Below are 6,101 nucleotides of genomic sequence, written 5' to 3' on the forward strand. Positions count from 1 at the left end.
CCTCAGCGGATCTGCACGCGCGTCTCGATGCGGACCGGCCCGCGCAGCACCGTGAGCGGCAGCTCGTCGCCCACGGTGCCGAGACCGATCACTGAAATCAGTTGGTCGGCGTCACGAATGCGTCGGCCCGCTGCTTCGATGATCACGTCACCGGGTTTCAGGCCCGCAGCCTCTGCCGGTGAACCGCGTCGCACCCGCGCCAGCACTGCGCCGCGGCGCGCCGAGACGTTGAGGGCATCGGCGAGGTTTGGCCTGAGGTCCTGCACGCTGACACCGATCCCGCCGCGCTGCACGGCACCGTGGTCGATGAGGTCCTGCAGGATGCGGCGTGCCTGGTTCGACGGGATCGCGAAGCCGATGCCGACGTTGCCGCCACGCCCGCCGGAGGGGTCGATGATGGCGGTGTTGATGCCGACAAGCTCACCCCTGAGGTTCACCAGTGCGCCGCCCGAGTTGCCCGGATTGATCGACGCGTCGGTTTGAATGAAGTCTTCGAGTTCTTCGATGCCGAGGCCGCTGCGCCCGAGTGCGCTGACGATGCCCGAGGTGACGGTCTGGCCGAGGCCGAAGGGGTTGCCGATGGCGACCACGAAGTCGCCGACACGCAGCGCGTCGCTGTCGAACCAGCGCGCCGCGACGAGCTTGTCCGGTGCGATCTCAATTACCGCGAGGTCGCTCGACGGGTCCGAGCCGACCCGTTGTGCGGCGACCTCGCGGCCGTCGTGCAGGGTCACGCGAATCTGCTGCGCGTGTTCGATCACGTGGTGGTTGGTGACGATGTGGCCGCGCTCGGCGTCGACAATGACACCGGAACCGAGGCTCTGGGTGCGCCGTTCGCGATGCGCCGGCAGGTTGAAGAAACGCCGGAAGAAAGGGTCGCGCATCAGCGGGTTCTGGACCGTGACCGAGCCGCGGGTTGCGATGTTGACCACCGACGGGGTGGTCGCCTCGAGCATGGGCGCCAGGCTCGGCAAGGGCTCGCCGTCAACGGCCGCGGGCAGCGTCGCCCACACCGCCTGCGTCAGCAGTGCGAGCAGAGCGAACAGCAGTCGGCCGTGAGTCACAGGCGCCACACCTCCGTTGATACCCAGGGCATCCTCTGCCACACCAAAATATGGTTGTTGCTCGGCATTTCAATTGTGCTGTGCAGGCCGAGTTGAGCCGATTCGGCGGTTGCTGTCAGCCAGTCGAGTGAGCGCACACCCTGGCTCGGGTCGGCTGCCCGCAGCTGCGCGTCGAAGTGGAGGTTGCTCTGCACTGGCGTACGATCCGGAAAGTGGAACGGCCCGTAGGTGTAGAGCGCGCCGGTTGGCGTCAGCAGGCGCGCCGCCAGGGTGAAGAGCGCAGCCACCTGCGATTGAGACAGGATGTGCAAGGTGTTGGCGGTGTACACCGTGTCATGCGCCGTCGCGATCGCCGGCGGGGCCTCGACGTCGCAGGCGATGGGGGCGGCGATTGAGGCCGTGCCGTGTTGGGCGAGATTCGCCTGCAAGGCGGGTAGCACAGCCGGGTGCTCGCTCGGTTGCCAGTGAAGGTCCGGACGTGCGTGGCTCGCGTGTACGGCGTGTTGCCCGGTGCCGCTACCGATCTCGAACACGGTGCTGCCGTGGTCGAGGCGTGGCAGCATCGCCTCGAAAATCGCCTGGGCGTTCTGCGCAGCCGACGGTGAAAAACGCAACCAGTTGGCAGAGGACGCTGTCATGTTGTGGGATCCGGTGGGGTGTCGATTCGCGCGTCAGCCGCGCACCGGCCACGATACAGGCTGTGCCACGGGCGGCGCGACTCGCCGCCGCGGGGCACCGGGACCTCAGGACGGTACCCGGATCGGGATGAAACGGCTGTTGCCGTCGCGGTCGATTCGCGCCGCGACACGCTCGCGGCCATCGAGTGCATTGAGCGCCGAGTCGATGTCCGACGGTGCCGTCATCGGTCGGCCGTCGAGCTCGAGCAGCACGTCGCCGGGTTGCAGGCCTGCCCCTGCTGCCAGGCCTTCCGGGGCGATCGACTCGATCAGCAGACCGTGGTCGAGGCCGCGTTCGCTGCGCTCGTTTTCACTGAGGCTACGGGCGGTGGCACCGAGCGGGTTGCTGGTGCGGCTCGAGGCCTTGACCAACGCGCCGCCTTCGTCGAGCTCGCCGATGGTGACATCGATGTCGACCTCTTCACCGGCGCGCAGCACCACGACCGGAACCGACTCACTCGGCGTCACGGTGCCGACCAGGGCTGGCAGTTCGGAGGAGCGGCGCAGCGCCTTGCTGTTGAACGACAGGATGATGTCGCCCGCCTGCAGGCCGGCGTTGGCCGCCGGACCATCCGGCACAACGTCCGCGATCAGAGAGCCGCGCGGCGTGTCCAGACCGAAACTCTCGGCCAGGGCCTGGTCGACTTCCTGGATCGACACGCCGAGCCAGCCACGGCGCACCCGTCCATGCTCCTTGAGCTGGGTCGTGACCTGTTCGACGACGTTTGCCGGGATGGCAAACGACAGGCCCATGAAGCCGCCCGAGCGGGTGTAGATTTGCGAATTGATTCCGATTACGTCGCCGTCGGTGTTGAACAGCGGACCGCCGGAATTACCCGGATTGACTGCGACGTCCGTCTGGATGAACGGCACGTAGTTGCTGTCGTCACGGCTCGGCAGACTGCGCGAGAGTGCCGAGATAATGCCTTGGGTGGCGGTGAAGTCGAAGCCGAAGGGTGCGCCGATCGCGATCACCCATTGACCCACCTTGAGGTCGGCCGAGTTGCCAAGCGTTGCTGGTGTGAGCGCGTCGGTGTCAACCTTGAGCAGTGCGATGTCGGTGCGAGGGTCCGAGCCAACCAAGGTCGCGGTGTGCTCGTCGCGGTTGTAAAACGACACCGAGATCGAGTCGGCACCGTCGATCACATGGTGGTTGGTCACGATGTAGCCGTCTGCTGAAATCACGACGCCGGAGCCGAGGCCCCGCGCCGGCTGTCCGTCGCCTCGCGGACCAAAAAACCGCCGACGCTGGTCTTCCTGACTCGGGGGCGTGGTTGACGTGTTCTGGCGGTTTTTCTGCGCTGTGACCTTCACGACCGAACGCTGTTGTTCCTCGACCAGGGTGACGTAGTCGGGCACGGCGGCGCGCGCGTGCGCTGGGGAAACCAAGGCTGAAACTGCTAACATCGTCACGACGAACAACACGAGTGCAAACACGGGCGTTCGACGAACGTCGCGGTTGTATGCAGCAGTACAAATAGCTGGGTTTGGGTGTGTCATGGTCCAGACCTGCCTGGTGGGGTTATTGATTCGGTGGGGTCTGACCGACGGTGGTGAATGAAAGTTCGCCTTACTGTTTAGTCATCACGTTGTCCATTCACCCTCTCTACGATGAGCGTTATGAGAATACTTGTAGTCGAAGACGATCTTGAGGCGGCGGGGTTCCTGGTCAAGGGTCTCGGCGAGGGCGGCTACTCTGTCGACCACGCCAAGGACGGCCAGGAGGGCCTCGACATGGGGCTGGGCAACGCGTACGACGTGCTCGTTGTCGACCGCATGCTGCCGCGCCGTGACGGCCTGTCCGTGATCGAAGAGCTGCGCCGCCAGGGCGTGAACACGCCGGTGCTGATTCTCAGCGCGCTCGACGCCGTGGACGACCGGGTGGCCGGCCTCCGCGCCGGCGGCGACGACTACCTGACCAAGCCCTACGCCATCAACGAACTGGACGCGCGCCTGCAAGCACTGGTGCGCCGCGCGAACCCCGAACACACCGCGATGCAGTTGCAGGTCGGCGACCTGAAACTGGACCTGCTCAAGCACAAGGTGTGGCGCGGCGAGTCCACCATCAACCTGCAGCCGCGGGAATTCAGGCTGCTCGAGTACCTGATGCGACACGCCGGGCAGGTGGTGACACGCACGATGCTGCTCGAGAACGTCTGGGACTACCACTTCGACCCCCAGACCAACGTGATCGACGTGCAGATCAGCCGCCTGCGCAGCAAGATCGACAAGGAATTCGACTTTGCCATGCTGCAGACCGTGCGCGGGGCGGGCTACCGCCTGGTGGACCCGGCGAACGCGGCTGAAGTCGAGTAGCGAACCGCCCGGGCTGGCGTGACTCTGGCTTGTTTCGCACGGGGTGACGAGCGAACGTGTTTTGCCTTCGTCGGCATCGAAGGCTCGGTTTTCGTTTGTTCGTGCCAGAATTGATTGCCACAGACTCTCCACCGAGAAGGTTGGGCCGGTACGGTGTCGTTGGTCGCACGCAACAAAATCCTGTCGAGGGCCGCGCGGTTACTGAAAACCACGACGTTTCGGCTCGCGCTGGTGTTGTTGTGCCTGTTCACCCTGTTGGTCGCGATCGCGATGTACGGCACCCAGCGCGCGCTCGGCGACCGCATCGAGTCGCTGGTCGACTCGCGGCTCCGGCTCGAGTCCGACCTGCTGATCAGCTTCTACCAGTCCGGCTCGCTGCCGCAGCTCATGAACGCAATTCAGCAGCGCAACCAGATCGACGAGTTTGGCCGGTTCTACTACCTCGCCAACCAGGCTGATCGCCGCGCTGGCATGCCGGGTGCCGACTCGCCCGACCAACAGACCTACGTCACCATGGCGCTCTCGTCGCTGGTCGACAGTGTGCCGCCGGGCATGGCTCAGGACCTGCCGGTGCGCGTGGCGATCACCGACCTCGATGACGGCCTGACGCTCTACATCGCCCACGAGATTACCGACGAGCTCTCGCTGTCGAGCTATTTCAGTTCGCTGGTGATGGCTTCGCTCGGGCTCTGCCTGCTCGTGGCCCTGGCCGCGGGCGTCTGGGCGAGCTCGTCTGTGATCCGCCGTGTCGACGGCATCAGCCGGGCGGCCGGAGACATCATCGAGGGCGACCTCTCGCGCCGTTTGCGTGTGACCGACGACGGCAACGAGTTCGACCAGCTCGCCTCGCGCATCAACGTGATGCTGAACCGCATCGAGGAACTCATGAGTGGCATGCGCGATGTCACCAGCAACATCGCGCACGACCTGCGCAGCCCGCTGACCCGCCTGCGGAACCGCCTCGACCTCGTCTCAGTCGACAACATGGATCGCCAGGCGGTGGCCGAGACGCTCCACCGGGGTGTGCAGGACGCCGACGGTCTGATCGAAACCTTCAATTCGCTGCTGAGCATCGCGCGGATGGAGGCCGGTCTGCAGCAGGCGCGCTTCGGCGATGTGTCGATCAGCGGCCTGCTCACCGAACTGTACGAACTCTACCTGCCCCTGGCCGAGGACCGCGGTCTGCAGATGCGGCTGGCCTGCAACGGCGACGCGCAGTTGAACGGCGACCGCCATCTGCTCGCTCAGGCGGTCAGCAACCTGCTCGACAACGCCCTGAAATACGGTGCCGCCGGCGGCTCGGTGACGCTTGGCCTCGACGCAGCGGCCCACCCGTCGTCGGTCGAGATCTTTGTCGAGGACCGTGGCTCAGGCATCCCGTTCGCGTCGCGCGAGCGCGTGTTTCAGCGCTTCTATCGCCTCGAGTACGAGCGGAACACACCGGGCAACGGCCTCGGCCTCAGCGTGGTCCGGGCGATCGTGCGTATGCACCGCGGCGATGTCGCGCTGCTCGACAACGACCCGGGCCTGCGCGCGGTGATGACATTCCCGGTCAAGCCGTCGTCGGTCGCCGAGCAGCGCGGCGCCGGCCAGAGGTCGGCCGTCGCCTGAGCGGCGCGGCAGCACGCGTCACTCGACGTTCTGCACCTGTTCGCGCATCTGTTCTATCAGTACCTTGAGGTCGACGGCGAGTGCGGTGGTTTCGCTGTCGGCCGATTTGCTCGCGACAGTGTTGGCCTCGCGATTGAATTCCTGCATCAGGAAGTCCAGACGGCGTCCGGCGGGGGCGGCTTTGGCGAGCACGCGCTCGACCTCCTTGACATGCGTCGCCAGCCGATCGAGCTCCTCGTCGATGTCGAGTTTTTGCGCGGCGATGACCAGTTCCTGCTCGATCCGGCCCGGCTCGGCGTCGGTGCCGAGCTCGTCCAGGCGGGACCGCCAGCGCTCGGCCTGGTGCGCGAGCACGGCCGGGCGGCGGGCGTGCAGTCGTGACACGATGGTGCCGATCTCCCGCGCGCGGGAGGCAAGGTGCTCGGCAATCGCC

The 6,101-nt window shown here is 65.9% G+C and carries 6 protein-coding genes; 2 read left to right on the forward strand and 4 right to left on the reverse strand.

Features of this window, described 5'->3' with window-relative positions; all coding sequences use genetic code 11:
• Positions 1 to 2 precede the first annotated feature (2 nt).
• The 3 genes from AAGA11_17390 to AAGA11_17400 form a co-directional block, all read right to left on the reverse strand.
• Positions 3 to 1,064 (reverse strand): trypsin-like peptidase domain-containing protein, encoded by a 1,062-nt coding sequence (locus tag AAGA11_17390; GenBank protein ID MEM9604641.1) that lies wholly within the window; start codon positions 1,062 to 1,064, stop codon positions 3 to 5.
• The gene (locus AAGA11_17395; GenBank protein MEM9604642.1) at positions 1,061 to 1,702 is read right to left on the reverse strand and encodes a DUF938 domain-containing protein; all 642 of its coding nucleotides are present in this window, start codon (positions 1,700 to 1,702) and stop codon (positions 1,061 to 1,063) included. Before AAGA11_17395 ends, AAGA11_17390 begins: the two co-directional genes overlap by 4 nt.
• 105 nt (positions 1,703 to 1,807) lie before the next feature.
• Positions 1,808 to 3,148 carry a Do family serine endopeptidase gene (locus tag AAGA11_17400; protein ID MEM9604643.1) on the reverse strand — a complete coding sequence of 447 codons (1,341 nt, stop codon included), beginning with the start codon at positions 3,146 to 3,148 and terminating at the stop codon, positions 1,808 to 1,810.
• 213 nt (positions 3,149 to 3,361) lie between these two features.
• Between AAGA11_17400 and AAGA11_17405 the strand changes: the two genes are divergently transcribed.
• Together AAGA11_17405 and AAGA11_17410 are read left to right on the forward strand one after the other, a co-directional pair.
• The gene (locus AAGA11_17405) at positions 3,362 to 4,057 is read left to right on the forward strand and encodes a response regulator transcription factor (protein MEM9604644.1); all 696 of its coding nucleotides are present in this window, start codon (positions 3,362 to 3,364) and stop codon (positions 4,055 to 4,057) included.
• A gap of 159 nt (positions 4,058 to 4,216) precedes the next feature.
• Positions 4,217 to 5,668, forward strand: a complete 1,452-nt coding sequence (locus AAGA11_17410) for a HAMP domain-containing sensor histidine kinase (protein ID MEM9604645.1) — start codon at positions 4,217 to 4,219, stop codon at positions 5,666 to 5,668.
• Between the two features lie 18 nt (positions 5,669 to 5,686).
• Here the strand turns inward: AAGA11_17410 and AAGA11_17415 are convergent.
• Positions 5,687 to 6,101, reverse strand: a 415-nt coding sequence (locus AAGA11_17415; GenBank protein MEM9604646.1) for a DUF1732 domain-containing protein, incomplete at its 5' end; no start/stop codon positions are given.

It is taken from the genome of Pseudomonadota bacterium (assembly GCA_039196715.1).
GTDB lineage: Bacteria > Pseudomonadota > Gammaproteobacteria > CALCKW01 > CALCKW01 > CALCKW01.

Coding starts and splice junctions, on each gene's coding strand:
- AAGA11_17405 (MEM9604644.1), top strand. CDS start 3,362: ATGAGAATACTTGTAGTCGAAGACGATCTTGAGGCGGCGGGGTTCCTG.
- AAGA11_17395 (MEM9604642.1), bottom strand. CDS start 1,702: ATGACAGCGTCCTCTGCCAACTGGTTGCGTTTTTCACCGTCGGCTGCG.
- AAGA11_17400 (MEM9604643.1), bottom strand. CDS start 3,148: ATGTTAGCAGTTTCAGCCTTGGTTTCCCCAGCGCACGCGCGCGCCGCC.